This is a genomic window from Pseudomonas sp. C6002 (genome assembly GCF_013385805.1).
Taxonomy (GTDB): domain Bacteria; phylum Pseudomonadota; class Gammaproteobacteria; order Pseudomonadales; family Pseudomonadaceae; genus Aquipseudomonas.
Genome location: NZ_JACAPH010000032.1, coordinates 72,809 through 95,430, shown reverse-complemented (window position 1 = coordinate 95,430; position 22,622 = coordinate 72,809). Strand labels below are relative to the sequence as shown.

The window sequence follows — 22,622 nt, the reverse complement described above, 5'->3', positions numbered from 1 at the left end:
TAGCAAGGTCCTTGCCTGAGTATATTCCTGGGTTACTGCGCTGGGCAGGAAATCATATCGCCATCACGCTGGCGAATGATTCAAGTGGCCGGCGTTTCGGCGTTCGGCAAATCAGTGCTGTGCTTGCGCTTGTTGCCCATGCGCACGCCGATGTCCATCAGGAACTGGAAGAAACCTTCCTGGTCTTCCAGCACATTGCTCCAGAACGGCGAGTGGTACAACGCCACGGCGCCGTGCACCAACGCCCAGGCGGCGCAGTAGTGGAAATACGGTGGCACGTCTTCGAGCTTGCCTTCGCTGATACGGCCCTTGATCAGCAGGGTCAGGCGTTCGAAGTTCGAGGCACGGATCTTGTGCAGCTCCTCGACCATTTCCGGCACCTGATGGCCCTTCACCACTTTTTCTTCCAGGCGATCAAACAAGCGGTAGCGCTGCGGGTCACGCATGCGGAACTCGAAGTAGGCGCGGGACAGCGCTTCCTTGTCCTTGTCGACATCGGCCGAGTGCAGCAGCTCGTTCAGGTCGCGCTCGTAGTCGAGCATCAGGCGCAGGTAGATCTCGGCCTTGGACTTGAAGTGCTTGTAGATGGTGCCTTTGCCGATACCCACGGCATCCGCAATCATCTCGACGGTGACGCTGTCTTCACCCTGGTCGAGGAACAGCTTGAGTGCGGTGTCGAGAATTTCCTGCTCGCGGCGGCGAAACTCACGGACCTTGCGGGGTTCTTTGTGCATAAGAAAAAGGTCTGCAGAGATGGATATTGGAAGGGCGTTCGCTCCCCAAGCCGTGCTTGTCGGAACGTTTTACCCGGTGCGCGGGATTATCCCGACTGAACGGTCGTTGGGCAACGCCTATATGAACAACCTTTGCACTTAACTTACAACACGCCAACGAATGTGCCGATTCGAGTCAGAAATAAAACAGGTGATTGGCGCGTGTGCATCGCATCCAATGAGAACTCAACCGAAGCGGGCGTATTCCAAATCTGTTTAAAAAACGATCAGATGTGGCTGGACTGAATCGGATACTGATCAATACTTGAAATGTCGGCGTGGCATCTCCCCCAAGTGACGCGTCGACCTGGGTACCGACGGACTGCGTACCCTTGTTTTACTCCTAATGGTCTTAGCCCGGATTCACCCCCCAGAACCCGGGTTTTTTTTGCCTGCGATTCAGTGGCCGACGTGGGCCAGCGGGAACAGGCGCTTGAAGTTTTCGGTGGTCTGTTCGGCAAAGCGCTCGTAGGACTCGCCCCGCAGCATCGCCAGGTAATCCGCCACATCCCGTACATATTCCGGCAGGTTGGGTTTGCCGCGATGAGGAATTGGCGCCAGGTACGGCGAATCGGTTTCCACCAGCAGGCGGTCTGCCGGGACCTGGCGTGCAACATCGCGCAGGGCATCGGCGTTGCGGAAGGTCACGATGCCCGACAAGGAAATGTAGAAACCAAGGTCCAGCGCGGCCTTGGCCATGTCCCAGTCTTCAGTGAAGCAATGCAGCACACCAGCCTGGGGCAGCGCGGCTTCGCGCAGCAGGGTCAGGGTGTCGGCACGGGCGCCACGGGTGTGGACGATCACCGGCTTGCCAGTCTGCTGGGCGGCTTGCAGGTGCAGACGGAACGACGCCTGCTGCAACTCGGCGGCTTCCGGTTCGTAGTGGTAATCCAGGCCGGTCTCACCGATGGCCACCACGCGCGGGTGATTGAGTTCACCGAGCAGCCAGTCGAGGGCCGGGGCTTCGCCGGGCTTGAGGTCCAGCGGGTGAATGCCCACCGAGCAGTCGACGTCGGCATAACGATCGGCCAGGGCTTTGACGTCGGCGGCGTTTTCCGCGCTGACGCCGATGCACAGGAAGTGCCCTACCCCGCGCTGGCGCGCAGCTTCAAGGGCGGCGTCGAGGGAGCCGCCGTGCTGGGCCAGGTCGAGGCGATCAAGGTGGCAATGGGAATCTACGAGCATAGGGATCTACAACTTGAGTCACGGAAAGTGTCTGGCCAACGATACACCCGTCGGCCACTGAAATTAACGGCGGCCGAGCAAACCGACCCACTGCACCAGCAAGGCCTCAAGCAACAGCACGCGATTGAGGTTGGCCTTGCCGAGGACTTTCTGGCGTTGGGCGAGGATCCAGTCCTGGATGTTCAGCACCTTGTCCTGGGCGCTCTTCTGCGCCAGGTATTGCACGACTTTGCGCATGTCCGACAGCCCAAGGCCGTTTTCGTCCTGGGTCAGCTGGTAGCGCAGGATCAGGCTCGACCAGTCGCAAAACCAGTCGAACAGCAGCAGCAAGGGAATGTCTTTCCAGGCGCTTTCGGCCAGTTGCGTGGCCGACACTTCCTGCTTGAGCAGTTTCTTCACCCCGTCCACCACCAGCGCACGCTGTTCACGCACGCCCTGGGCCTGGAGCTTGACCGCCGCCAGAGGCGAACCGGCCGCCAGGGTCAGCAACTCGACGCGCTCCGCCTCGCCGCAGTCCGGCAACGCCTGGGCCAGCCACTGCAGGCTCATGGCTTCGCTCGGCAACGGGCATGCCTGCTGCACGCAGCGGCTGCGAATGGTCGGCAGCAGGCGGCTGGACTGGTGGCTGACCAGCAGCAGCACGGTATCGCCGGACGGTTCTTCCAGGCTCTTGAGCAAGGCATTGGCGGCGTTGATGTTCATCGACTCCACCGGTTCGATCAGCACCACCTTGCGCCCGCCCATCTGCGCGGTCTGCACCACGAAGCTGACCAGATCACGCACCTGGTCGACCTTGATCGCCTTGTCGGCCTCTTCCGGTTCCAGCAGATAGTTGTCCGGGTGGCTGCCGGCCTTGAGCAGCATGCAGGATTTACATTCGCCGCAGGCTTCCAGGCCGTTGGGCCGCTGGCACAACAAGCTGGCCATCAGCCGCTCGGCCAGGGCGCGCTTGCCGATGCCCACCGGGCCGTGGAGCAGGTAGGCGTGGGCGTGCTGGGCACGGCCCGCCAGTTGCTGCCAGAGGCTGTCCTGCCATGGATAGGCTTCAGCCACGGACACGCTCCACAAGCTTCGGCAACAGGGCGTCAATGCACTGCTGAACCTGAGTCAACGGTTGTGCGGCGTCCAACAGGTAGTAACGAGCGGGGTCGGCTTCGGCGCGCTTGAGAAACGCGCCGCGCACAGCTTCAAAAAAGACTCGGGTTTCCAGTTCGAAACGATCGAGGCGACCCCGGGCGGTGGCACGGGCCATGCCGACTTCCACCGGGAGATCGAACACCAGGGTCAGGTCGGGCCGCAAATCGCCCTGGACGAAGGTCTCCAAGGCCGCAATGCGCTCCAGGGACAAGCCACGACCGCCGCCCTGATAGGCATAGGTGGAATCGGTAAACCGGTCACAAATCACCACGGCGCCCCGGGCCAGTGCCGGGCGAATGACTTCGGCCAGATGCTGGGCGCGGGCGGCGAACACCAGCAACAGCTCGGTGTCGGGGTTCATCTGTTCGTCGCCCGGGGTCAGCAGCACTTCACGGATACGCTCGGCCAGTGGCGTGCCGCCAGGCTCACGGGTCAGCAGCACCTCGATACCTTCGGCGCGCAGGCGCTCGGCCAGGTATTCACGGTTGGTGCTCTTGCCGGCGCCTTCCGGGCCTTCCAGGGTAATAAACAAGCCAGTCACAGGCAGTCCTTAGTCAGAGTCATTGCGGGCTTTGCGGCGCGGCGTCGTCGGGTGCCGGAGCCGGCTCGGCGGGCGTATCCACCGGCGCGTCCGCAGGCTTTGCCGCCGGCGCCGGGCTGGAACGGTAATCGGCGCGACGCTTCATCTGGAACTCACGCACTGCTGCGTTATGCGCATCCAGGTTATCCGAGAAAATATGGCTGCCATCGCCGCGGGCAACGAAATACAGGCTGCTGCCCGCCACCGGGTTCAGCGCAGCATGAATCGCCTCCCGCCCGACCATGGCGATCGGCGTCGGCGGCAGGCCGGCGATCACGTAGGTGTTGTAGGGCGTGGCTTCCTTGAGGTGCGCGCGGGTCAACTTGCCGGTGTAGCGCTCGCCGAGGCCGTAGATCACCGTCGGGTCGGTTTGCAGCAGCATGCCGATCTGCATGCGCCGCACGAATACCCCGGCGATCTGGCCGCGCTCTTCCGGCACGCCGGTTTCTTTCTCCACCAGCGAGGCCATGATCAGCGCTTGATAGGGGTCGGTGTACGGCGCATCGGCCGCACGCTTGCTCCACTCCTGGGCGAGGACATCGTCCAGACGGTTGTAGGATTTTTTCAGTAGTTCAACGTCGCTCATGCCACGCACGAAGCGGTAGGTGTCCGGGAAGAAGCGCCCTTCAGGAAATACGCCCGGGTGACCGAGTTTTTCCATCACCTCGCTGTCACTCAGGCCGGACAGGGTCTGCTCGATCTTTTCATGCTTGGCCAGGGCCGCGCGCACCTGGCGGAAGTTCCAGCCTTCCACCAGCGTAATGCTGTACTGCACCACTTCGCCACGCTGCCACAGGCCGATCAGGCCCTCGGCGGTGAGGCCCGGGGTCATGCGGTATTCGCCGCTGTGCAGCGGCTGGCCGTCGAGGTTGAAGCGCCAGTAGAGACGCAACCAGAACGCATCCTTGAGCACGCCGTCATTTTCCAGGCGATTGAAGGTGCCGGTGGGCGTCGCGCCGGCCGGTACGTCCAGCAATTGCTCCTGGGTCAGATTCAAGGGCTGTTCAAGGGCCGAGTTCAGCTTCCAGGCCGAAGCGCCCAGCAGCAAACCCGCCAGGACCAGACCGATCTCCAGCAACAATACAAATTTACGTCTCAAATCAAATATCCAATAGTGCGCGAACAATGCCCTGCAGTTTACGGGTGAGCGGCCCAACCGGCCAGCTCATCGCAGCACATCCGCGCACCGGCCAAATGCCATATACGCTGTTGCACACCAAGACTTCATCGGCCTGTTGCAGCTGCTCAAGGCTGATATCGGCCACGCTCGTCGGGATGCCCAACGCCTGCGCCTGGGCCAACAGCTCGGCCCGCATGACGCCGGCGACGCCACAGCGATTCAGATCAGCGGTCAGCAACACGCCGTTACGCACCAGAAACAGGTTGCTGAAGACGCCTTCGATGACTCGACCGGACATATCCAGCATCAAACCTTCGGCGTGTTCGGCATCCTGCCATTCGGCGCGGGCGAACACCTGTTCCAGTCGATTGAGGTGCTTGAGGCCGGCGAGCAACGGTTGCTCGGACAAACGCGTGGTACACGCAAACAGGCGGATGCCTGACGCTGCATGTTCCGGGGGATAAGTGGCAGGTGGACTGCCTTGCAGAATGCGCCGCGCCGGAGCGCCAGCACTGATGCCATAACCGCGCTGGCTGTCGCCACGGGTCAGGATCAACTTGAGTACACCGTCACCGAGGGCAGCGGCGTAGGCCAGCAATTCGCTGCGGATCAGGGGTTGATCCGCAACAATCGCCAACCGCCTGCAACCTTCTTCAAGGCGCTGCAGGTGGCGGTCAAGCAGCACGGGCTGCCCGGCCTTGACGGCAATGGTCTCGAACAGCCCATCACCGTATGCCAGGCCACGGTCTTTCAGGGGCACTGCGCCCGCCGGCTGACCGTCGACCCAGCTCTCCATCACTCGGCGAACCGGCGGAACACCAGGGAACCGTTGGTACCACCAAAACCGAACGAGTTGGACAGCACCACGTCGATCGGCATCTTCTGCGGCTCGTGAGGCACGAAGTTCAGGTCGCAGCCCTCATCCGGTTCATCGAGGTTGATGGTCGGCGGAGCGACCTGATCCTTGATGGCCAGCACGCTGAAGATTGCCTCGACCGCGCCCGCCGCACCCAACAGGTGCCCGGTCATGGACTTGGTGGAACTGACCGCCAGCTTGTAGGCATGCTCGCCGAACACCGACTTGATGGCCTCGGCTTCCGCCAGGTCGCCGGTCGGGGTCGAAGTGCCATGGGCATTGATGTACTGCACCTGGTCAACGTTGACCTTGGCATCACGCAACGCATTGGTGATGCAGCGTGCAGCACCCGCGCCGTCCGACGGAGGCGAGGTCATGTGGTACGCATCACCGCTCATGCCGAAACCAATCAGCTCGGCGTAGATGGTGGCGCCACGGGCCTTCGCGTGCTCCAGCTCTTCGAGTACCAGCGCACCGGCACCGTCGGCCAGAACAAAACCGTCGCGGCCCTTGTCCCACGGACGGCTGGCACGGGTCGGCTCGTCATTGCGGGTCGACAACGCACGGGACGCGCCGAAGCCGCCCATGCCCAAACCGCAGGCGGCCATCTCGGCACCGCCGGCGATCATCACGTCGGCCTCGTCATAGGCGATATTACGCGCCGCCATGCCGATGCAGTGAGTGCCCGTGGTGCACGCCGTGGAAATGGCGTAGTTGGGCCCCTGGGCACCCAAGTGGATGGACAGGAAACCGGAAATCATGTTGATGATCGAGCCAGGCACGAAGAACGGTGAAATTCTGCGAGGGCCGGACTCATGCAGGGTGCGGCTGGTTTCTTCGATATTGGTCAGACCGCCAATACCCGAACCCATGGCCACGCCGATGCGCTCACGGTTGGCGTCGGTGACTTCCAGGCCGGCATTACGCACCGCCTGAAAACCGGCTGCCAGGCCGTATTGAATGAACAGGTCGAGTTTGCGGGACTCTTTGACCGAGAGATATTCCTCGACATTGAAGTCCTTTACCGAGCCGCCAAAACGGGTGGAATAGGCAGAAAGGTCCGTGTGTTCGATCAGACCAATACCACTGCGGCCAGCCAGAATGCCCTGCCAACTGCTCGGCACATCCGTACCCAGTGGCGACAACATACCCATACCGGTGACTACGACGCGTCTACGCGACACAGCACTCTCCTTTTTCTAATGACGACACTTTGCATCAGGCTTAAAGGAAAAAACCGCACGCCATAGGGCAGTGCGGTTTTTCCATCACAGCAAGCGACGATTACAAACTATTACGCCTGGTGGCTAGTAACGTAGTCGATAGCAGCTTGAACGGTAGTGATTTTTTCAGCTTCTTCGTCCGGGATTTCGGTCTCGAATTCCTCTTCCAGAGCCATCACCAGCTCAACGGTGTCAAGGGAGTCGGCACCCAGGTCTTCAACGAAGGAAGCGCTGTTGGTCACTTCTTCTTCTTTAACGCCCAGTTGCTCGGCAACGATTTTCTTGACGCGCTCTTCGATGGTGCTCATACCTTGTTTTCACTCCTAATGGACAAATTCAGGCAGCTGGCCAGTGGGTAAGTGTATAGAAAGACTTTTCAGCTTTTCAACTGAAAGCTTCACCCTCGTACCCTATTGGCCATCTGCCTATAAATAGATTGCAGCTTTATAACGGATTTTAGACAGCTCGTATGACATTTTTTTGAAGCGATCCGTCACAATTTAACTCATGTACATCCCGCCGTTCACCGGGATTGTAGCCCCAGTCACGTATGCCGCACCGTCGGATGCCAGGAAAGCGACCACATTCGCGATCTCTTGAGCCTGGCCCAGACGGCCCAGCGGAATCTGCGTCAGCAACGCTTCACGCTGCGCTTCAGGCAATTCGCGGGTCATATCGGTGTCGATGAACCCTGGGGCCACCGAGTTGACCGTAATCGACCGCGAGCCTACTTCACGCGCCAATGCACGGCTGAAACCTTCCAGACCGGCCTTGGCGGCTGCGTAGTTTACTTGGCCTGCGTTGCCCATGGCACCCACAACAGAGCCAATATTGATAATTCGACCCCAACGAGCCTTGGTCATGCCGCGCAAAACACCCTTGGACAGGCGAAACAGACTGTTCAGGTTGGTATCAACGACGTCATGCCACTCGTCGTCTTTCATACGCATCATCAGGTTATCGCGGGTAATACCGGCATTGTTCACCAGAATAGCCGGTGCACCGAATTGCGCCGTGATTTCAGCCAATACGGCCGCCACGGACTCATCGCTGGTCACGTTAAGCTCAAGACCGGTGCCCTGGACGCCGTTTTCCTTCAGCGTCGCGGCAATACGTTCAGCGCCGGCGGCGGAGGTTGCGGTACCGATGACCACAGCGCCCAGACGGCCCAGCTCCAGGGCGATCGCCTGGCCAATGCCACGGCTTGCGCCGGTGACCAGTGCAACTTTACCTTGCAGACTCATGCAGGCTTCTCCTAGGTTCGGAAATTAACGTCAGGCCAGGGCTGCGCGAGCGGCAGCGAAGGCATCCGGGGTATTGAGGTTGGAAGTCGACACGCCTTCGGCGCAACGCTTGTTCAGGCCGGCGAGGACTTTGCCCGGGCCGCACTCTACCAATTGGGTGGCGCCGTTGGCGGCCAGGGTCTGCACCGACTCAACCCAGCGAACCGGCTTGTACAGCTGTTCCAGCAGATCGCGCTTGAGGGTTTCCAGGTCAGAGGCCACGGCGGCACTGACGTTCTGCACCAACGGAATCTGCGGCGCCTGCCAGTTGATCGCAGCGATCGACTCGGCGAAACGCTCGGCAGCCGGGCGCATCAGTTCGCAGTGGGACGGCACGCTGACCGGCAACGGCAACGCACGCTTGGCGCCACGGGCCTTGCAGCCTTCGATGGCGCGCTCTACCGCCGCCTTGGCGCCGGCGATCACCACCTGGCCAGGGGAGTTGAAGTTGACGGCGCTGACCACTTCGCCCTGGGCCGCTTCGGCGCAGGCGGCAATCACGTCAGCATCTTCCAGGCCGAGAATGGCAGCCATGCCGCCCTGCCCGGCAGGAACCGCTTCCTGCATCAACTGGCCACGACGCTCCACCAGCTTGACTGCTTCACCGAGGGTCAGGCTGCCAGCGGCCACCAGGGCGCTGTATTCGCCCAGGCTATGACCGGCAACGTAGGCCGGACGTGCACCACCTTCAGCCAACCACAGGCGCCACAGGGCGATGGAGGCGGTGAGGATGGCGGGTTGGGTCTTGTCGGTTTGATTGAGCAGCTCTTCCGGCCCTTGCTGGGTCAGTGCCCACAGGTCGTAACCCAAGGCATCGGAGGCTTCCTTGAAAGTGTCCAGGACCAACTGATGTTCCGCGCCCAGCTCGGCCAACATGCCGAGGGACTGCGAACCCTGCCCTGGAAAGACGAATGCGAGGGATGTAGACATGTAACAAGCCCCTAATGATCTGGTCGTCGGAAATTGGCGCCCCACACGTGGGAGCGCAAGAAACTGACAGATTGGATGGTCAATTGAACTGGCCGGTCACATTTAAGCATTTCCGGCCCGATTCGCCTAAGGCAACAGATCCTCAAGGCGGCCGTGCAAGCGTTGCGGCAGGTTTTCCTGGATCTCGATCAAGGCGCGCTGGATGGCACTTTGAAAACCCTGCACCCCCGCCGAACCATGACTTTTCACCACGATGCCCTGCAACCCGAGGAAACTCGCACCATTGTGCCGCGCCGGAGCCAGGTCAGCCTGCAAGCGCCGCATCAAGGGCAGCGCCAGGGCGCCCACCAGGCGTGACGCCAGGTTGCGCTTGAACAAGGCCTCAATGCGCGCAGCAATCATCGTCGCCAGGCCTTCGCTGGACTTGAGCAGGATATTGCCGACAAACCCGTCGCACACCACCACGTCGGCTTCGCCGCGGTACAGACCGTCACCCTCGACAAAGCCGATGTAGTTCAGGCCTCGCGCGCTTTGCAACAGCGTCGCCGCCAGCTTGACCTGCTGGTTGCCCTTGATGTCTTCGGTGCCGATATTCAGCAGCGCCACCCGAGGCCGGGCCACGCCCAGCGCTTCGGCCGCCACCGAGCCCATCAGGGCAAAGTGCAGCAGATGCTCGGCACTGCAATCGACGTTCGCCCCCAGGTCCAGCAACTGGCAATAGCCCTGCTGGGTCGGAATAGCCGCAACCATCGCCGGCCGGTCAATGCCCGGCAGGGTCTTCAGCACATGCCGGGACAACGCCATCAACGCCCCGGTATTGCCGGCACTGACACAGGCCTGGGCCTTACCGTCGCGTACCAGCTCAAGCGCCACCCGCATCGAAGAATCAGGCTTGCCGCGCAAGGCCTGCGCAGGCTTTTCATCCATGGTGATGGTTTCGCTGGCCGGTGTAATAGTCAGGCGCGCGCGATCCACCGCCGGATGGCTGGCAATCAGTTCTTCAAGTAAGGAGGGTTGACCGACGAGGGTCAGGTGCAGCGAGGGCGTGGCAGACAGGCAAGCAATGCAGGCCTGAACAATGCTGCGGGGACCGAAGTCCCCGCCCATTGCGTCAATCGCGATGACTTGAGCAGACAAGTGATTACTCGTCAGCGCCCTTGTCGATCACTTTACGGCCACGGTATACGCCTTCTGGCGATACGTGGTGACGCAGGTGAACTTCACCGGTGGTTTTTTCTACAGACAGAGTGCTTGCCGTCAGGGCGTCGTGCGAACGACGCATGTCACGGGCAGAGCGGGATTTTTTGTTCTGCTGAACAGCCATAATTGATTAACTCCTAAACGTTTGGGTCACGCTTTAACTGCGCCAATACACTGAACGGGTTGGACCGCGTTACCTCGTCCTCGCTCGGTTCGGGCTCATCGAGACCCGCCGGCTGCTGGCATTCTTCCGGATGATGAGCAGGCACAATGGGCAAGGCGAGCAAAAGCTCCTCCTCGATCAGTGACTGCAGATCCAAAGGATCTTCGCCCAGTTCCAGCACGTCATAACCTTTCGGCAACGACTGGGTATTCGCACCCTCTTTCACCACAGCATAACTGCATTCGCTGTGGATCGGCAGGGTGACCAGCTCAAGACAACGCTGGCAAACCATTTTGACTTCGGTGTCGATAAAGCTGTGGATTACCACAGACTTACGTTCATCTCGTTCAAAAACGAATTTAGCCTGCACCGTACCGACAGTGTCGGAAAGCGGGTCGCAGAGTCTCTCCAAATCGGCCAGGAGCAGCTCACCTTGAAGGGTGGTGCCACGATCAGCCAATTTGCGCGGGTCAACGTGAGGTGGAATCGGGTCATTCAACATAGGCGCAGCATTATAGGGATGCACCCGGCCATGTCAAAGGAAATTCAGCCCTGTCCGTCACCGGGCCTCCCCGCTAGAATCCGCGACTGCCTTGAGGAGACGCCCATGCTGCCTTTATTACTCGCTTCCAGCTCGGTATATCGCCGGGAATTGCTGAACCGCCTGCACCTGCCGTTCATCTGCAGTTCGCCGGATATCGACGAAAGCCACCGCCGGGACGAGTCCGCCGTGGAGCTGGTCAAGCGCCTGGCCGAGGAAAAGGCCCGCGCACTGGCTGACAGCCATCCGAGCCACCTGATCATCGGCTCGGACCAGGTCGCCGCGCTCGACGGCCAGATCATCGGCAAGCCCCACACTTTCGAGAAGGCCCGTGAGCAACTGCTGGCGGCCAGTGGCAAGCGCGTCAGCTTCCTGACCGGCCTGGCTGTACTGAACAGCGCCACCGGCCATTGCCAGGTCGACTGCATCCCCTTCACCGTACACATGCGCACGCTGGACGCCGCACGCATCGAACGCTACCTGCGCATCGAGCAACCCTACGACTGCGCTGGCAGCTTCAAGGCCGAAGGCCTGGGGGTGAGCCTGTTTCAAAGCACCGAAGGGCCAGACGCCACCAGCCTGGTCGGACTGCCGCTGATCCGACTGGTGGACATGTTGCTGGCCGAGGGCGTGCAAATCCCCTAAGGACACCACAAACAGATGTGGGAGCTGGCTTGCCTGCGATGCAGACACCTCGGTACATCAGTTGCACCGAGGTGATGCTATCGCAGGCAAGCCAGCTCCCACATTTCGAGCCATGTCGCGCTCAAGCTCTCAGCGCAGGGTCGGACCCTGGAAGCCCATGTATAGCGCCAGCTTCTCAGCCACGCTGGCACCCAGCTTCTTGGAGAAACGGTCAAACGGCGATTCCTGAACAGTGAAGTCCACCAGTTCTTTCTCGCCAATCACGTCCCGCGCCACCGAACTGGCACTGCCCAGGCCATCGATCAAGCCCAATGGCAGCGCTTGCTCGCCAGACCAGACCAGACCGGAGAACAGCTCCGGATGCTCCTTATCCTTGAGCCGGTCACCGCGCCCCTGCTTCACACTGGCAATGAACTGCCGATGAGTGGTATCCAGCACACCCTGCCAGAACTGGGTTTCATCCGCCTTTTGCGGCTGGAACGGGTCCAGGAACGACTTGTGCTCACCCGACGTGTAGGTACGACGCTCAACCCCGAGCTTCTCCATGGTGCCGACAAAGCCATAACCGGCCGCCGTCACACCAATCGAACCCACCAGACTGGCCTTGTCGGCGTAGATCTGGTCGGCGGCACTGGCGATGTAATAGGCACCCGAGGCACCCAGGTCGGAAATCACTGCATACAGCTTGATGTCCGGGTGCAAGGCGCGCAGGCGACGAATCTCGTCATACACATAACCCGACTGCACCGGACTGCCGCCCGGGCTGTTGATGCGCAGGATCACAGCCTTGACCTTGGAGTCCTCGAAGGCCGCCCGCAGACTGCTGACGATGTTGTCTGCACTGGCAGACTCCTTGTCGGCAATCACTCCGCGCACTTCGATCAACGCCGTGTAATGACCGCTTCGGGTGGCGCTCTTCTCCATGTCCATCAGCGGACTGAACAGCACCAGCATGCCCAACAGATAAATAAAGGTCAGAAGCTTGAAAAAGATCCCCCAACGCCGGGAGCGGCGCTGCTCCTGAACACTGGCCAGCAAGGTCTTCTCCAGCAACTTCCAGCTTCTGTCATCGCCATTGTTATCGGCATTGGCCTTCTCAGGCGCTTTCCACTCATCGGTCATGCCATCTACCCCAGCAAAGACTTAATGGGCCCGGCTGAGCCAGGCCTGCAATTCAGAAAAACGGTCAATTGTCAGGCGCGGCTCGTAGGCCTGCAACGCCTGGGCAGATTGGGCGCCGTAGCTGACCGCCACGGAGTCCATGCCAGCATTACGCGCCATCATCAGGTCGAACGACGCATCACCCACCATCAACGCCTGCCGAGGCGACACGCCACATTGAGCGAGGATCTGCTCGAGCATCAGAGGGTGGGGCTTGCTGGCGGTTTCGTCCGCCGCACGGGTGGCGTCGAAATAATCTTCCCAGCCATGGGCCTTGAGCACCCGGTCCAGGCCGCGACGGGCCTTGCCGGTCGCGACCGCAAGGTGATAACCGTCGGCGCGAAATGCTTCCATGGCCTGCGCCACGCCTTCAAACAGCGGCGAAGGCTGGGCGTCGAGCGCCATGTAGTGATCGGCGTAGTGCTGACGAAACGCTATCAGCTCGTCATCACCAATCTCCGGGTACAGGGTGCGGATCGCTTCCGGCAGGCCCAGGCCAATAATGCCCTTGACCGCCAGGTCGTCGCACAATGCATAACCGGAACGGGTCGACGCCGCGTGCATCGACTCGACAATCCGACCAATGGAATTACACAGCGTGCCATCCCAGTCAAAGATCAACAGCTTGTAGTCAGGGTGCGACACTCAGGCGCTCCACGGTCTTGGCCCACATTTCATCGACAGGCGCTTGCAGCTTCAATTCGCCACCATCGGGCAGCGGCACGGTCAGCATGTAGGCGTGCAGGAACAGGCGTTTGCCACCCAGGTCGCGGATTTCCTTGGAGAAATCTTCATCGCCGTATTTGGTATCGCCGGCAATGCAGTGCCCCGCATGCAGGGTGTGCACACGAATCTGGTGGGTACGGCCAGTGACCGGCTTGGCCTCGACCATGGTGGCAAAGTCACCAAAGCGGCGCAGCACCTTGAACAGGGTCAGCGCCTCCTTGCCCTCCTCGTCCACCTCGACCATGCGCTCGCCGGAACGCAGGTTGCTCTTCTGCAACGGCGCGCGCACGCTCTTGATCGAGGTGGCCCAGTTGCCACGCACCAGCGCCATGTAGCGCTTGTCCACGCCATCACCGCGCAGGGCGGCATGCAGGTGGCGCAACATGCTGCGTTTCTTGGCGATCATCAACAGGCCGGAGGTGTCACGGTCCAGACGGTGGACCAGCTCCAGCTCCTTGGCATCCGGGCGCAACTGACGAAAGGCTTCGATCACCCCGTAGTTGAGGCCGCTGCCGCCATGAACCGCGATGCCACACGGCTTGTTGATCACGATCAGTGCCTTGTCTTCGAAGACAATCGACGCTTCAAGGCGCTGCAACAGGCCCTGGGCCAGTGGGACCGGTTCGTCACGCTCAGGCACCCGCACCGGCGGCACGCGGACGATATCGCCCGCCTGCAGCTTGTACTCGGGCTTGATCCGGCCTTTGTTCACGCGCACTTCGCCTTTACGCAAAATGCGGTAAATCAAGGTCTTGGGCACGCCTTTGAGCCTGGCAAGAAGAAAGTTGTCGATGCGTTGGCCGGCATATTCCGGCGAGACCTCGAGCAGCTGGACGCTGGGGGTCTGGGGGGCGGTAGTCGTCATGGCGGCGATGATAACAATTTTTTATGGAATTGAAGCACTTAATCATTGCTGCTATAGTCGCGAACGCCGCCAAAAGCGGCCTGGACAGAGGACTAGCGGCAAACTGCCGGCCCTGACCATCGCAATTCATCAGGACGCGAGGCCGTCCTACGGGGCTTTCGCCACCCTGGAAGGCTCGAGATTGTAACAAGCGCAGGTGACATGAGGCCTGAAGCGAGTGCAAAAAGCAGAGTGATTACTCGCCTTTTGCGCCGATATTTACGGCCAGTTCACAAAGTGCAGTCAGTCTGGAGCCAGACCACGGCGAATGCTTCGGAAACAACGCCTGTTACGAGCTGAGTGAGAGCACAATCGCCCACACCCGGTCTTGTTTAGCCATGAGCGTGGACTCCCCATTGGAGAACACGGTAAATGCCAACCCGCTGCGGATTCTGCGCGCGGCAGCACCCGAATTATCAGGGATACGTGTAGGGTGGAGATGCACAACCGTCGGACTGTGTAGCACTAGGCTTATATTTAGACGCTTCATCTCGTCCACAGTCGCCGGTTGATTCCTCCTCCTGACTGAGTGCTTAAGTCACCACAGCAAGCAGGAAGCGTACGTCGCGATACCGCCCATTTTGGCGGGTATTGCTGGACACTGGAGTGGCCAACCACTCTTGACGCACCTGACACCGACCGTGAGAAGTCGTGTGTGCCGAACGCCGTTTCCGGCAGCCCGGAAACCGACGGTACAACATGAAAAGAATGCTGATTAACGCAACTCAACCCGAAGAGTTGCGTGTTGCACTGGTAGACGGCCAACGCCTCTACGACCTGGACATCGAGTCCGGTGCACGCGAGCAAAAGAAGGCCAACATCTATAAAGGCCGGATTACTCGCATCGAACCAAGCCTTGAGGCTGCCTTTGTCGATTTCGGCTCCGAGCGCCATGGCTTCCTGCCCCTCAAAGAAATCTCCCGCGAATACTTCAAGAAATCTCCTGAAGGCCGCGTGAACATCAAGGACGTCCTGAGCGAAGGCCAGGAAGTCATTGTTCAGGTAGAAAAAGAAGAACGTGGCAACAAGGGCGCCGCCCTGACCACCTTCATCAGCCTGGCTGGCCGCTATCTGGTCCTGATGCCGAACAACCCGCGTGCCGGCGGTATCTCCCGTCGCATCGAAGGCGAAGAGCGCAACGAACTGCGTGAAGCGCTGAACGGCTTGATCGCTCCGGCCGACATGGGCCTGATCGTGCGCACTGCCGGCCTGGGCCGCAGCAGCGAAGAAATGCAGTGGGACCTCGACTACCTGCTGCAGCTGTGGACCGCTATCAAGGAAGCGTCCCTGGATCGTTCCGCGCCGTTCCTGATCTACCAGGAAAGCAACGTGATCATCCGCGCCATCCGCGATTACCTGCGCCAGGACATCGGCGAAGTGCTGATCGACAGCGTCGAAGCCCAGGACGAAGCCCTGACCTTCATCCGCCAGGTGATGCCGCAGTACGCCAGCAAGATCAAGCTGTACGAAGACAGCGTTCCGCTGTTCAACCGTTTCCAGATCGAAAGCCAGATCGAAACCGCTTTCCAGCGCGTCGTCGAACTGCCTTCCGGCGGCTCCATCGTGATCGACCCGACCGAAGCCCTGGTGTCCATCGACATCAACTCGGCGCGTGCCACCAAGGGTAGCGACATCGAAGAAACCGCCCTGCAGACCAACCTGGAAGCGGCTGAAGAAATCGCCCGCCAGCTGCGCCTGCGTGACATCGGCGGCCTGATCGTGATCGACTTCATCGACATGACCCCAGCCAAGAACCAGCGCGCCGTGGAAGAGAAAGTCCGCGAATGCCTGGAAGCTGACCGTGCCCGCGTACAGGTCGGCCGCATTTCGCGCTTCGGCCTGCTGGAAATGTCCCGTCAGCGCCTGCGTCCATCCCTGGGTGAAAGCAGCGGCATCGTCTGCCCGCGTTGCAACGGCACCGGCATCATCCGTGACGTTGAATCGCTGTCGCTGGCGATCCTGCGCCTGATCGAAGAAGAAGCCCTGAAAGACCGCACTGCCGAAGTGCGCGCCCAGGTGCCGATCCCGGTCGCTGCGTTCCTGCTCAACGAAAAACGCAACTCGATCACCAAGATCGAACTGCGCACCCGTGCCCGCATCGTCATCCTGCCGAACGATCACCTCGAGACACCGCACTTCGAAGTGCAGCGCCTGCGTGATGACAGCCCGGAAGCCCACGTCAACCAGTCCAGCTACGAAATCGCTGCTGCCGCTGCCGAAGTGGAAGAAGTCCAGCCAGCCGCTGCGACCCGCACCCTGGTTCGCCAGGAAGCCGCCGTCAAGACCGCGCCAGCCCGTGCCAACGCACCGGTTCCGGTCGAGGCAGCTGCGCCGGTTGCCGCACCAGCTGCCCTGCCTGAGCCAAGCCTGTTCAAGGGCCTGGTGAAGTCGCTGGTCAGCCTGTTCGCCACCAAGGAAGAGCCGGTGGCTCCAGTTGTGGTCGAGAAGCCTGTGACTGAACGCCCTGCACGCAATGAAGAGCGTCGCAACGGTCGCCAGCAGAGCCGCAATCGCAACGGTCGCCGTGACGAAGAGCGCAAGCCTCGTGAAGAACGTGCACCCCGCGAAGAACGCGCCCCACGTGAAGAGCGCCAACCGCGCGAAGCCCGTGAAGAAACACCAACCGTAGCCCGTGAAGAGCGTGCACCACGCGAAGAACGTGCACCGCGTGCTCCACGCGCTCCACGTGAAGACCGCAAGCCACGTGGCGAGCGTGAAGAACGCGTGCGTGAATTGCGCGAGCCGTTGGATGCCGCTCCAGCCGTAGCCGCTGCTGCTGCCACCGCTGCCACTGCTGAAGAGCGTCCAGCTCGTCAGCCGCGTGAAGAACGTGCGCCACGCCCTCCTCGTGAAGAGCGTCAACCACGTGCCGAGCAAGCGGCTCCAGCCGGTGAAGAAGAAGAGCTGCTATCCAACGAAGACCAGCAACAGGAAGACGGCCAGGACAACGCCGAAGGCGATCGTCCACGCCGCCGCTCCCGTGGCCAGCGTCGTCGCAGCAACCGTCGTGAGCGTCAACGTGATGCCAACGGCAACGAAATCGAAGGCTCGGAAGAGACCGGCGAAGCCAACGCAGCCGCTACCGGCGAACCGACTGGCGCCGAACTGGCTGCCGGCCTGGCCGTTACCGCTGCTGTCGCCAGCTCGGTCATCAGCGCACCTGCTGAAGCCCAGGCCAACGAGCAAGCTGAAGCAGCCACCGCTGCCATCCAGGAAAACACTGTTGTAGAGACGCCAGCCGTCGAAGCGCCAGTGGTTGAAGCAACGACCCCGGTCGAAGCCCCGGTTGTTCCGGAAGTGGAAGTAGCGCCGGCTCGTCACGTTCGTGAAGTTCGTGAAGTTCGCGAAGTTCGCGAGCCTCAGCCTGAAGTCGACGTGGTTGCCGAGCCTGCAGTGGTTGTTGAACAACCGCCCGTGGTTGAAGCTGCCGTTGAAGCACCGGTAGCCGAGCCAACCCCTGAAGTGCGTGAAGTTCGCGAAGAACAGACCGCCTTCCAGTGGGCTGCCGAACCTGCCCCGGTGGTTGAAGCGGTCGAAGCTCCAGCGCCTGCGCCAGTGGTCGAAGAAGCTCCAGCGCCAGTCGCTGAAGTGGTGGTCGCTGCTGAACCTGTTGCCGTTGTTGCCGAGCCTGCGCCAGTGGTTGAAGCGCCAGTGGTTGCCGAAGTGGCAGCCCCGGTGGTTGAAGCCGCTCCGGCCAGCGCCCTGACCGAAAATGGCCGTGCGCCGAACGACCCACGCGAAGTGCGTCGTCGTCGCAAGGAAGCTGAAGCGGCTGCCGCTGCTGCCAAGGCCGCTGCCGAAACCGCTCCAGCCGTCGCTGAAGTTGCCGAGGCAGCCCCTGCTCCGGTCACCGAAGCCGTGGTTGAGCACAGTGCCCCTGCCATCGACGAGAACGTACGTTCCGTTGAAGAAGTGGTAGAGCACCACCCTAAGGCCCAGGAAGAAGAGCACGAGCCTAAACCCCTCGTCTGATTCCATCGGCCACTAAAAAGCCCCGCCTGAGTGATCAGGCGGGGCTTTTTTATGCCTGCGCTATCCGCTAGCGGTAGTTCAACAACGCCGGCACATCGACGTCCCACAACACACCGGGATCATCGACTACGACTTCCTGCACCGAAGCCTTGGCAAATAACGGTTTTGCCCCGCGGTCTCCGGTCAGCGCGATCAAGGCCGGGCCGAATGAACGGCCAAACCCCACGGGGTGCCCGTACTGACCTGCATGCACCGGGGCGCTGATACCGTCTTCCTCCAGGCCTGCCATCACTTGCTCGATACTTGCCGGCAGGACAAACGGCATATCCCCCAACACCACCAGCCAACCAGCCGACGGCCCACTGGCCGCCACCGCTGCGGCGATGCTGTCACCCATGCCCGGCGAGCGCAAAAGCAATACTTCGCAACCGTGCACCTTAGCCAACCGAATCACTTCGGTGCGATCCGGTGACGTCACCAGCCAACGTCTCATAGCCACAGGCGGCAAATTCACCAATACCTGCTCGATCACCGGCCGCGTGATGCCATCCCGGCCCACGCAGGGCGCCAGCAACTTGTCCTGATCGGCACCCGCCTCGGCCCGAAAACGACTGCCCTGCCCCGCCGCCAGGATGATTACGGCGATGCCCGTCAACTGACCGCTGCCTGCAACGGCTTTTTCTGCAGCAGATCGATCCCGTTCTTGATGGCGACGATTTCCGCCATCAACGACAAGGCGATTTCCGCCGGCGTATGGCTGCCGATATGCAGGCCAATCGGCCCATGCAGCCGCGCAATGGCGTCCGCACTGAGCCCCAGTGCCGCGAGGTTTTCCCGGCGCTTCTGGCTGTTGACCCGCGAACCCAGCGCGCCTATGTAGAACGCCCGGGAATTGAGGGCCGTCAGCAACGCCATGTCATCCAGGCGCGGGTCATGGGTGAGCGCGACAATGGCAGTGCGTTCATCGGTCTGGATATTCAACACCGCTTCATCCGGCATACCCGGCACAAAGCGCCCGTGCTGCTCCTCCCAGCCATAAACAAACTCCTGGCGCGGGTCGCAGATCAGCACTTCGAAATCCAGCAACCGAGCCATTTCCGCCACATAACGTGACAGCTGGCCCGCGCCGATCAGCAGCAGGCGCCAGCGCGGACCGTAGATCGCGCGCAAACGCTCGCCGTTGAAGCTGACCACATCGGTCTTGCTCGCACCGCTCAACACCACCTCGCCGGTGGCCAGGTCCAACTCACGGGCGACAATCTCGTGGGCCTCACAGCGCGCCAGCAGTTCAGCTACCCAACCCGGATCACTCACCCGCTCTTCGGTGAGACGCAGGGTGCCGCCACACGGCAGGCCAAAACGCGCCGCTTCGTCCCGGGTGACACCGTAGGTGACAAGCTGCACCGGCGGCCCGTCGTCAGGCAGCCGACCGTCCTGCAACCGGGCGATCAAGTCGTCCTCGATGCAGCCGCCGGACACCGAGCCAATCACCACCCCGTCGCCGCGCAAGGCCAGCATCGCCCCCGGCGGACGCGGGGCGCTGCCCCAGGTCTGGACCACGCTGTACAGCACCACTCGCTGCCCGGCGAGGCGCCATTCCAGCACGCTGCGTAATACATTCAGATCAACACTGTCCATCAGGCTTTCGCCTCCCGCCAACCTTGCAACTGATTTTGATAAACAGCATCTATGGGTTGATCAAAAATATCGGTAGTCAGCCAAGTTAACTCACCGGCAATAAAAAAGCCCTGCAATGCAGGGCTTGGTGCGTCAAAAAACAAGCTTAGTTCAATAGCGATTCGGCTCCATTTCCAGCACCACCTTGAAGCGCTTTTCGATGTCCTGCTGGATACGCAGCGCGAGCCCGGCAATGTCCTGGCCGCTGGCCGCGCCGTAGTTCACCAATACCAGTGCCTGCAAGCGATGCACGCCGGCATCGCCATCGCGAAAGCCTTTCCAGCCGGCCTTGTCGATCAGCCAGCCGGCGGCCAGTTTCATCTGCCCGTCGGCCTGGGGGTAAGCCACCAGGTCCGGGTATTGACGCTGCAACTCGGCAGCCAGTGCCTGGGACACCAGCGGGTTCTTGAAGAAACTCCCCGCATTGCCGAGCACCGCCGGGTCGGGCAGTTTCTCGCTACGAATGCTGCAAATCGCGCGGCTGACATCGCTGGGCGTGGCCTGCGCGATGCCTTGCTCGGTCAGGCGCTGTCGCACCGGCCCGTATTCAAGTTTCAGATGCACGGCGCGGCTCAGGGCAAAACGCACCCGCAGGATCAGCCAGCGCCCCACTTCGTGCTTGAACAGGCTGTCGCGGTAGGCAAAGTTGCACTCGGCCAGGCTGAAATCCCGCAGTTCGCCGGTCTGGCGATCAAGGGCGGTCAGGCCGCTGAATACATCCTTGATCTCTACACCGTAGGCGCCGATGTTCTGCATCGGTGCGGCGCCGACCGTGCCGGGAATCAGGCTGAGGTTTTCCAGGCCGGAAAAGCCCTGGGCCAGGGTCCACAGCACAAACGGATGCCACGCTTCGCCCGCTTCGGCCTCAACCACGACCTGCACGCCATCGTCGTGCAACACCCGGATGCCCTGGCTGGCCATGCGCAGCACCAGTGCGTCAATATCCTGGGTCAACAGCAAGTTGCTGCCACCGCCAATCACCAGCAACGGCAGTTGTTGCTCGGCGGCACAGGCCAGGGCCTCACGCACGTCGGCGTCATTGTGGGCCTCGGCAAACAGCCGGGCACGCACGTCGATACCAAAGCTGTTGAACGGCTTGAGCGAAACCTGTGCCCGTACCTGCAAAGTCATAACCGGCCCTTCAATTCAATCACCAACAGGTCACAGGCGCGCTCGATCAGGTCGAGGACAGTTTCAAAGCCCTGGTCACCTTCGTAGTACGGGTCCGGCACTTCATCCACCACCGAGTCGTAGCGGCGCAGGAACAGGTCCAGGTCCGCCTTGCCTTGAGCCGGCTGCATGGCCTTGAGGTTGCGCAGGTTGCTCTGGTCCATGGCGAGGATCAGGTCGTAGCGGGAAAAGTCGGCACGCGACACCTGTTGTGCACGCTGGGCCGACAGGTCGTAGCCGCGTTGCAGCGCTGCACGCTGGCTGCGCTTGTCCGGTGGGTTGCCGACGTGCCAATCACCGGTACCGGCAGAGGCCACTTCAACCTGATCGGCCAGGCCGGCTTCGCGCAATTTGTGGCGCAGAACGCCTTCGGCCGTGGGCGAACGGCAGATGTTGCCCAGGCAGACGAACAGAACCTGCATCAGGCCCCCAGCAGGCGACGGACGCGCTCGAGGTCTTCAGGGGTGTCGACGCCCGTCGGCGGCGCTTCCAGGGCATCGCCCACATGAATGCGCACGCCGTGCCACAGGGCACGCAGTTGTTCCAGGGATTCGGTATTTTCCAGCCAGCACGGGCCCCAGCTCACGAAGTCGTGCAGGAAACCGGCGCGGTAGGCGTAGATGCCGATGTGGCGACGGTAAGGCACGCCAGCCGGCAGCACGTCAGGCTGTTTGGCGAACGCATCCCGCGCCCACGGCAAGGTGGAGCGACTGAAGGTCAGCGCCAGGCCATTGATGTCGCTGACCACTTTCACCACGTTGGGGTTGAACAGGGTCTCGATGTCTTCAATCGGCTCGGCCAGGGTCGCCATGCGCGCTTCGCCATGGGCTGCCAGGTTGGCCGCCACCTGGTCGATCACGCTGGGCGGAATCAACGGCTCGTCGCCTTGCACGTTGACCACGATGGCGTCCGCCGCCAGGCCCAGCTTGGTGGCCACTTCGGCCAGGCGGTCGGTACCGGAGTTGTGGTCTTCACGGGTCAGCACCGCTTCGGCACCAAAGCCTTTGCAGGCCTCGATGATGCGCGGATCGTCGGTGGCCACCACTACCCTTTCGGCGCTGCTTTTGCAGGCCTGTTCCCACACCAGCTGGATCATCGGCTTGTTGCCGATCAGTTGCAGCGGCTTGCCGGGCAGGCGGGTGGAGGCGTAGCGGGACGGGATGACAACGGTGAAGGCGGTGGTCATTTATCCAGGCGCTCGTCGGTGGTCAGGGTGCGGGCTTCGCTTTCGAGCATTACCGGAATGCCATCACGAATCGGGTACGCCAGGCCGGCGCCCTTGCTGATCAGCTCGGTTTTGTCGGCGCTGAGCTTGAGCGGCCCCTTGCAGATCGGGCAAGCGAGGATATCGAGCAGTTTGGTGTCCATGAGTATGT

25 protein-coding genes are annotated in these 22,622 nt (G+C 61.4%); 2 read left to right on the top strand and 23 right to left on the bottom strand.

What is annotated here, in order from left to right; all coding sequences use genetic code 11:
• Positions 1–80 precede the first annotated feature (80 nt).
• The 13 genes from HX817_RS23890 to HX817_RS23830 all read right to left on the bottom strand — a co-directional run bounded on the left by HX817_RS23890 (position 81) and on the right by HX817_RS23830 (position 10,952).
• Positions 81–734: a TetR/AcrR family transcriptional regulator gene (locus HX817_RS23890; protein WP_004371278.1), complete on the bottom strand. Its 654-nt coding sequence runs from the start codon at positions 732–734 to the stop codon at positions 81–83.
• A 438-nt stretch (positions 735–1,172) separates the two neighbouring features.
• On the bottom strand, positions 1,173–1,958 hold the full coding sequence (locus HX817_RS23885; protein ID WP_017475806.1) for a TatD family hydrolase: 786 nt from the start codon (positions 1,956–1,958) through the stop codon (positions 1,173–1,175).
• A 63-nt stretch (positions 1,959–2,021) separates the two neighbouring features.
• Positions 2,022–3,011 (bottom strand): DNA polymerase III subunit delta', encoded by a 990-nt coding sequence (locus HX817_RS23880; RefSeq protein WP_177041374.1) that lies wholly within the window; start codon positions 3,009–3,011, stop codon positions 2,022–2,024.
• Complete coding sequence (tmk, locus tag HX817_RS23875) at positions 3,004–3,636, bottom strand: dTMP kinase (protein ID WP_008434959.1); 633 nt, start codon at positions 3,634–3,636, stop codon at positions 3,004–3,006. The genes HX817_RS23880 and tmk overlap by 8 nt, the downstream gene beginning before the upstream one ends.
• Positions 3,637–3,655: 19 nt before the next feature.
• On the bottom strand, positions 3,656–4,774 hold the full coding sequence (mltG, locus tag HX817_RS23870; RefSeq protein WP_177027693.1) for an endolytic transglycosylase MltG: 1,119 nt from the start codon (positions 4,772–4,774) through the stop codon (positions 3,656–3,658).
• 1 nt (position 4,775) lies between these two features.
• On the bottom strand, positions 4,776–5,591 hold the full coding sequence (gene pabC, locus HX817_RS23865; protein WP_177041475.1) for an aminodeoxychorismate lyase: 816 nt from the start codon (positions 5,589–5,591) through the stop codon (positions 4,776–4,778).
• Entirely contained in the window at positions 5,591–6,835 is a 1,245-nt protein-coding gene (gene fabF / locus HX817_RS23860) for a beta-ketoacyl-ACP synthase II (RefSeq protein ID WP_004371291.1), read from the bottom strand. Before fabF ends, pabC begins: the two co-directional genes overlap by 1 nt.
• A gap of 110 nt (positions 6,836–6,945) precedes the next feature.
• Complete coding sequence (gene acpP, locus HX817_RS23855) at positions 6,946–7,182, bottom strand: acyl carrier protein (protein WP_004371293.1); 237 nt, start codon at positions 7,180–7,182, stop codon at positions 6,946–6,948.
• A gap of 192 nt (positions 7,183–7,374) precedes the next feature.
• Complete coding sequence (gene fabG, locus HX817_RS23850; RefSeq protein ID WP_004371297.1) at positions 7,375–8,118, bottom strand: 3-oxoacyl-ACP reductase FabG; 744 nt, start codon at positions 8,116–8,118, stop codon at positions 7,375–7,377.
• Between the two features lie 30 nt (positions 8,119–8,148).
• Positions 8,149–9,087, bottom strand: coding sequence for an ACP S-malonyltransferase (fabD, locus tag HX817_RS23845; protein ID WP_023659248.1), 939 nt, complete (start codon positions 9,085–9,087; stop codon positions 8,149–8,151).
• Positions 9,088–9,213: 126 nt separating this feature from the next.
• A complete protein-coding gene (gene plsX, locus HX817_RS23840; protein WP_080673274.1) occupies positions 9,214–10,224 on the bottom strand; it encodes a phosphate acyltransferase PlsX in 1,011 nt (336 codons plus the stop codon).
• Positions 10,225–10,228: 4 nt separating this feature from the next.
• The gene (rpmF, locus tag HX817_RS23835) at positions 10,229–10,411 is read right to left on the bottom strand and encodes a 50S ribosomal protein L32 (protein ID WP_004371305.1); all 183 of its coding nucleotides are present in this window, start codon (positions 10,409–10,411) and stop codon (positions 10,229–10,231) included.
• Positions 10,412–10,424: 13 nt separating this feature from the next.
• Complete coding sequence (locus HX817_RS23830; protein ID WP_004371317.1) at positions 10,425–10,952, bottom strand: YceD family protein; 528 nt, start codon at positions 10,950–10,952, stop codon at positions 10,425–10,427.
• 105 nt (positions 10,953–11,057) lie between these two features.
• Here HX817_RS23830 and HX817_RS23825 point away from each other — a divergent pair, with 105 nt between their 5' ends.
• The gene (locus HX817_RS23825; protein WP_177041372.1) at positions 11,058–11,636 is read left to right on the top strand and encodes a nucleoside triphosphate pyrophosphatase; all 579 of its coding nucleotides are present in this window, start codon (positions 11,058–11,060) and stop codon (positions 11,634–11,636) included.
• A 129-nt stretch (positions 11,637–11,765) separates the two neighbouring features.
• Here the strand turns inward: HX817_RS23825 and HX817_RS23820 are convergent, their stop codons facing one another.
• The 3 genes from HX817_RS23820 to rluC are packed head-to-tail and all read right to left on the bottom strand — an operon-like array spanning position 11,766 to position 14,388.
• Complete coding sequence (locus HX817_RS23820; protein ID WP_004371321.1) at positions 11,766–12,758, bottom strand: S49 family peptidase; 993 nt, start codon at positions 12,756–12,758, stop codon at positions 11,766–11,768.
• Between the two features lie 21 nt (positions 12,759–12,779).
• Positions 12,780–13,442, bottom strand: a complete 663-nt coding sequence (locus HX817_RS23815; RefSeq protein WP_004371323.1) for an HAD-IA family hydrolase — start codon at positions 13,440–13,442, stop codon at positions 12,780–12,782.
• Entirely contained in the window at positions 13,429–14,388 is a 960-nt protein-coding gene (gene rluC / locus HX817_RS23810; protein WP_004371325.1) for a 23S rRNA pseudouridine(955/2504/2580) synthase RluC, read from the bottom strand. Before rluC ends, HX817_RS23815 begins: the two co-directional genes overlap by 14 nt.
• 738 nt (positions 14,389–15,126) lie before the next feature.
• Here rluC and rne point away from each other — a divergent pair.
• Positions 15,127–18,399 carry a ribonuclease E gene (gene rne / locus HX817_RS23805; RefSeq protein WP_177041370.1) on the top strand — a complete coding sequence of 1,091 codons (3,273 nt, stop codon included), beginning with the start codon at positions 15,127–15,129 and terminating at the stop codon, positions 18,397–18,399.
• 67 nt (positions 18,400–18,466) lie between these two features.
• Here rne and HX817_RS23800 read toward each other — a convergent pair whose 3' ends face one another.
• The 7 genes from HX817_RS23800 to HX817_RS23770 are packed head-to-tail and all read right to left on the bottom strand — an operon-like array spanning position 18,467 to position 22,614.
• Positions 18,467–19,054: a nucleotidyltransferase family protein gene (locus tag HX817_RS23800; RefSeq protein ID WP_177041368.1), complete on the bottom strand. Its 588-nt coding sequence runs from the start codon at positions 19,052–19,054 to the stop codon at positions 18,467–18,469.
• The gene (locus HX817_RS23795) at positions 19,051–20,037 is read right to left on the bottom strand and encodes an XdhC family protein (RefSeq protein ID WP_008434978.1); all 987 of its coding nucleotides are present in this window, start codon (positions 20,035–20,037) and stop codon (positions 19,051–19,053) included. The genes HX817_RS23800 and HX817_RS23795 overlap by 4 nt, the downstream gene beginning before the upstream one ends.
• A complete protein-coding gene (locus HX817_RS23790; protein ID WP_177041366.1) occupies positions 20,037–20,180 on the bottom strand; it encodes a hypothetical protein in 144 nt (47 codons plus the stop codon). The genes HX817_RS23795 and HX817_RS23790 overlap by 1 nt, the downstream gene beginning before the upstream one ends.
• A gap of 7 nt (positions 20,181–20,187) precedes the next feature.
• Positions 20,188–21,207 carry a UDP-N-acetylmuramate dehydrogenase gene (murB, locus tag HX817_RS23785; RefSeq protein WP_004371335.1) on the bottom strand — a complete coding sequence of 340 codons (1,020 nt, stop codon included), beginning with the start codon at positions 21,205–21,207 and terminating at the stop codon, positions 20,188–20,190.
• The gene (locus tag HX817_RS23780) at positions 21,204–21,668 is read right to left on the bottom strand and encodes a low molecular weight protein-tyrosine-phosphatase (protein WP_004371338.1); all 465 of its coding nucleotides are present in this window, start codon (positions 21,666–21,668) and stop codon (positions 21,204–21,206) included. The genes murB and HX817_RS23780 overlap by 4 nt, the downstream gene beginning before the upstream one ends.
• Complete coding sequence (kdsB, locus tag HX817_RS23775; protein WP_177027686.1) at positions 21,668–22,432, bottom strand: 3-deoxy-manno-octulosonate cytidylyltransferase; 765 nt, start codon at positions 22,430–22,432, stop codon at positions 21,668–21,670. Before kdsB ends, HX817_RS23780 begins: the two co-directional genes overlap by 1 nt.
• Positions 22,429–22,614, bottom strand: a complete 186-nt coding sequence (locus HX817_RS23770; RefSeq protein ID WP_003174668.1) for a Trm112 family protein — start codon at positions 22,612–22,614, stop codon at positions 22,429–22,431. Before HX817_RS23770 ends, kdsB begins: the two co-directional genes overlap by 4 nt.
• Positions 22,615–22,622 lie beyond the last annotated feature (8 nt).

What these genes read in the sequence shown, in the direction of transcription:
- HX817_RS23890 (WP_004371278.1), bottom strand. Translation starts at nt 734, where the DNA reads ATGCACAAAGAACCCCGCAAGGTCCGTGAGTTTCGCCGCCGCGAGCAG.
- HX817_RS23885 (WP_017475806.1), bottom strand. Translation starts at nt 1,958, where the DNA reads ATGCTCGTAGATTCCCATTGCCACCTTGATCGCCTCGACCTGGCCCAG.
- pabC (WP_177041475.1), bottom strand. Translation starts at nt 5,591, where the DNA reads ATGGAGAGCTGGGTCGACGGTCAGCCGGCGGGCGCAGTGCCCCTGAAA.
- acpP (WP_004371293.1), bottom strand. Translation starts at nt 7,182, where the DNA reads ATGAGCACCATCGAAGAGCGCGTCAAGAAAATCGTTGCCGAGCAACTG.
- fabG (WP_004371297.1), bottom strand. Translation starts at nt 8,118, where the DNA reads ATGAGTCTGCAAGGTAAAGTTGCACTGGTCACCGGCGCAAGCCGTGGC.
- fabD (WP_023659248.1), bottom strand. Translation starts at nt 9,087, where the DNA reads ATGTCTACATCCCTCGCATTCGTCTTTCCAGGGCAGGGTTCGCAGTCC.
- rpmF (WP_004371305.1), bottom strand. Translation starts at nt 10,411, where the DNA reads ATGGCTGTTCAGCAGAACAAAAAATCCCGCTCTGCCCGTGACATGCGT.
- HX817_RS23830 (WP_004371317.1), bottom strand. Translation starts at nt 10,952, where the DNA reads ATGTTGAATGACCCGATTCCACCTCACGTTGACCCGCGCAAATTGGCT.
- HX817_RS23825 (WP_177041372.1), top strand. Translation starts at nt 11,058, where the DNA reads ATGCTGCCTTTATTACTCGCTTCCAGCTCGGTATATCGCCGGGAATTG.
- HX817_RS23820 (WP_004371321.1), bottom strand. Translation starts at nt 12,758, where the DNA reads ATGACCGATGAGTGGAAAGCGCCTGAGAAGGCCAATGCCGATAACAAT.
- rluC (WP_004371325.1), bottom strand. Translation starts at nt 14,388, where the DNA reads ATGACGACTACCGCCCCCCAGACCCCCAGCGTCCAGCTGCTCGAGGTC.
- rne (WP_177041370.1), top strand. Translation starts at nt 15,127, where the DNA reads ATGAAAAGAATGCTGATTAACGCAACTCAACCCGAAGAGTTGCGTGTT.
- HX817_RS23795 (WP_008434978.1), bottom strand. Translation starts at nt 20,037, where the DNA reads ATGGACAGTGTTGATCTGAATGTATTACGCAGCGTGCTGGAATGGCGC.
- murB (WP_004371335.1), bottom strand. Translation starts at nt 21,207, where the DNA reads ATGACTTTGCAGGTACGGGCACAGGTTTCGCTCAAGCCGTTCAACAGC.
- HX817_RS23780 (WP_004371338.1), bottom strand. Translation starts at nt 21,668, where the DNA reads ATGCAGGTTCTGTTCGTCTGCCTGGGCAACATCTGCCGTTCGCCCACG.
- kdsB (WP_177027686.1), bottom strand. Translation starts at nt 22,432, where the DNA reads ATGACCACCGCCTTCACCGTTGTCATCCCGTCCCGCTACGCCTCCACC.
- HX817_RS23770 (WP_003174668.1), bottom strand. Translation starts at nt 22,614, where the DNA reads ATGGACACCAAACTGCTCGATATCCTCGCTTGCCCGATCTGCAAGGGG.